The 3,430-nt window shown below is 34.2% G+C and carries 5 protein-coding genes; 2 read left to right on the forward strand and 3 right to left on the reverse strand.

Going from position 1 to position 3,430, the window contains the following annotated elements; translation table 11 throughout:
* The first annotated feature begins 2 nt into the window (after positions 1–2).
* Positions 3–458, forward strand: a complete 456-nt coding sequence (locus FTT89_RS14365) for a hypothetical protein (protein ID WP_257229733.1) — start codon at positions 3–5, stop codon at positions 456–458.
* A 111-nt stretch (positions 459–569) separates the two neighbouring features.
* Here FTT89_RS14365 and FTT89_RS14370 read toward each other — a convergent pair whose 3' ends face one another.
* From FTT89_RS14370 to FTT89_RS14380, 3 genes are all read right to left on the reverse strand, one after another.
* Positions 570–851, reverse strand: a complete 282-nt coding sequence (locus FTT89_RS14370; RefSeq protein ID WP_001129137.1) for a type II toxin-antitoxin system YafQ family toxin — start codon at positions 849–851, stop codon at positions 570–572.
* On the reverse strand, positions 844–1,137 hold the full coding sequence (locus FTT89_RS14375; protein WP_001277151.1) for a type II toxin-antitoxin system RelB/DinJ family antitoxin: 294 nt from the start codon (positions 1,135–1,137) through the stop codon (positions 844–846). The genes FTT89_RS14370 and FTT89_RS14375 overlap by 8 nt, the downstream gene beginning before the upstream one ends.
* Before the next feature lie 134 nt (positions 1,138–1,271).
* Positions 1,272–1,901, reverse strand: coding sequence for a hypothetical protein (locus FTT89_RS14380; protein WP_078194520.1), 630 nt, complete (start codon positions 1,899–1,901; stop codon positions 1,272–1,274).
* A 736-nt stretch (positions 1,902–2,637) separates the two neighbouring features.
* Between FTT89_RS14380 and repM the strand changes: the two genes are divergently transcribed.
* Positions 2,638–3,430: replication initiation protein RepM (gene repM / locus FTT89_RS14385; protein WP_180172911.1), on the forward strand; the 793-nt coding region annotated here is incomplete at its 3' end.

Raw genomic sequence — 3,430 nt, forward strand, 5'->3', positions numbered from 1 at the left:
TATTGGCATCCATGAAGGAATATCGAGAAGCCATAGCAGACGATAAGAAGCGATTAGAGCAGTTTTACAACCAAGTCGCTAGTGGAGTGCTAGACAAGGCTGAAAAATCGCTAGAAAACGCAAATAAAAAGCATACAGGTGCATTAAACAACAGTATTCAGGCATTAAACGAAGCTACAAACAGGCTCAACTTAAAACTTATCCTTATTTTTGCCAGCACGTTTGTGGCTGTGATGATGGTATTCATTTTGGCTATCTTCTTATACATACCAAGCAAAGACGAAATTGATGAACGTAGAGCAGATCTGGCTGTACTAAAAAAATATCCGCTACAAATTCGAGAAAGTGATGGTGAAACATTGGTGAGAATAATGAGGAAAAATTGCTACTCGTTTGAACCGAGTAGTGTCAAAGAAAAAACCTATGACTGGTGTCAGATCGACCCTAAAAAATACTAGTTGATCGGTACTTTGCTTGGTTTTTCTCATTACGAATCAAATTACAGCAAGCGCAAAGTTGCCCGACTTTGAAACATGGCTAAAGCCATATTTCAAAGCATCGAGCGATAGTCATCCAAAAATTTCGGAATGGCTATCCAACTGATGCAGTTCTAAAATATCGTCACCAACAAGCCTATAAATCAAGACTAAGTCAGGCTTCACATGACAATCACGACAATTTTTAAACTCTGCACCACCCTTCAAGGGATGATCTAAATATTTTTCAGGCAAAGGATTATTTGCGACTAAACAATCTAATACTTCTGCCCATTCAGCCGTAACCAGTTCTAAATAACGTCTTTTAATATCACGTTTAAAAGAACTGGTTACGATAATCTTACGTTTAGCCATGTGCTTCTTCCGACATAGCTTTAATCGCTTCTTCTACCGTTTCGTACTCGGTGTACTCGCCATTTTCAATCTCTTTTAAAGATTGAAGTAACTTAGCTGCTGCTTTAGGAGTTAAAGCAGTTTCTCGCGCATAGTCAAAAGATAAAGGGATCGCCTTAGTTTTAACGATTTGATTCAAGAACAGTTTGAATGCTTGGGGCATAGTCAAACCGTAGTCTTCTAAAATAGGCGTGACTTGTTCTTTTAACTCTGCTTCTAAGCGCATATTGAAATTGACTGCGGACATGATTTCCTCACTCAAAAAACATTAAAGTAAAGATAATATAAGGCATATTCTTTACTTTTTCATTACTTTTGATGTAATAAATGGTTTCTAACAAATGAATTTCGTATAACCACCATTATGTTAAATGTATAACTTTATAAAGTGTTAATTTTAAAGTCTTCCAATGTTTTGCCTTTTTCTTCTAATAAATTATGAACAAACTCAGGCTCTAATTTCAGCATCAGTTCAATAGCATCATGGATTTTCCAAAATTGTAATTCAGGATGATCTATTATTTGGATTAAATGGTTTTTAATTAAAGGAATATATTCATCGTATTTTTCATCATCAATTAACCAAAATAAGCGACTAATATCAAATGGTTCTGTATTAGATATTTCTATAATCTTTTGTATAGGATGAAATATTTTTATTCTAGCCTGTTCACCAAATCCTAGATCAGCTTGGAATGCCCAATAACGAACAAAAGCTCTAAGTACATGCTGAAGTGTATCATCATAACCATGTAAACGATGATCTATATAACCAACTAATTTATTTTCATTTAATAAATTTACTAATGCATCAAAACCAGAGGATTGTCCCCAATTAGTCAGAAGTTTTGCTGCCTCAAATACAATATTTTCATCAGAAGAATTTAATAAATTTATGACTTGTTCTATACGATCTTCAGGAATATCTTCTGGATCTAAATCTGTTGCATCACATGCGTAATCTGCATGAGTAGGAACGTCATGCAGTAATACAGAAATTTCTTTATTCATTAAGCCACTCATTAATAATTATCTTAAGATTTTCTAAAATTAACATAATACACCTTATACGAAATGCTGTATAATTATCCTTATAATTCAACGCTGTAGTTTCTAGTTGATAGCCCGAACATCCCTGTTCGGGCTTTTTTTATGATTTTTCACGTTCCACGCCTATTATTTAAGCAATGTTTCACAACTTTGATTAGCTCCAGTAAATAATTAAAACCTAGATAATAAGAACCGAGCGAGTGTCTACGAGCGATTGAGCATCATCAAAATTTCGCCCTCGCCTTTTCTCTGATTACAAGCTCCCTTTCGATTTTAAACGGTAGGTACAGAGCATCCCGAATGGGTGCGAACTTTGGAGCTTTTGCTTTTCAAAAAGTATGAGCGAAGCGAATACATTACAAATGCTTTTGCTTTTAGATTTCACAAACAGTATTAACCAATAACTGCCCCACGAAGCGAGGAACGAGCTTCAATAGAGTACGAGCTTTAGCGAGTACATAGGGCAGTTTTAAGCACTCCCCTCTTTTTAATAATTTTTAATTTTTTAATTTTTAGCCTCTGTAATCAATTGATAAATAATGATAAAAATAAGGATAAGTACACCTTTATCTTGCAATAAGTACACCTTTATCTTGCAATAAGTACACCTTTATCTTGCAATAAGTACACCTTTATCTTGCAAAGTGACACTTAATAAAATAGAGTGTACTTATATACTTAAAAAATATGTGTGCTTATGAAAAAAGAACTAGTCGTTAAAGATAATGCACTAATAAATGCCAGTTATAATTTAGACCTATCAGAACAACGTTTAATACTGTTAGCCATACTTGAAGCTAGGCAATCAAATACACCCAATGATAAAGATTTGACGATTCATGCTGAAAGCTATATCAACCATTTCAATGTTCATAGAAATACAGCCTATAAAGTTCTTAAAGATGCTTGCAAAAGCCTATTTGATCGTAGATTTAGCTATCAAAAACTGACTCAAAAGGGCAACATTGAGAATGTAATAAGTCGATGGGTACAACGAATATCTTATGTAGAGAATGAAGCTCTTGTTCGTATTAAGTTTTCTGATGATGTTGTACCGTTGATTACAAATTTAGAAAAACACTTCACTAGTTATGAACTAGAGCAAGTCAGCAGTTTAACTAGTGTTTACGCTATACGCTTGTATGAGTTGCTTATCGCATGGCGTAGTACAGGCAAAGTGACTATGGTAGAGCTAGAAGAGCTAAGATTAAAACTAGGCATAGAACCCAATGAATACAAGAGAATGGGGCAATTTAAAGAAAAAGTTTTACACCTTGCCATTGATCAAATTAATAAGTACACAGATATAAAAGCAGAGTATGAACAACACAAACGTGGTCGTTCAATTATTGGTTTTTCATTTAAGTTTAAGCAGAAACAACAACCGAAAAAATTAGATTCTAAGCGTGACCCAAACACACCTGACTTTTTTATCAAAATGACCGATGCACAACGCCATTTATTTGCAAAAAAAATGTCAGAAATGCCTG

It is taken from the genome of Acinetobacter sp. YH01025 (genome assembly GCF_013420185.1).
Lineage (GTDB): Bacteria > Pseudomonadota > Gammaproteobacteria > Pseudomonadales > Moraxellaceae > Acinetobacter > Acinetobacter indicus.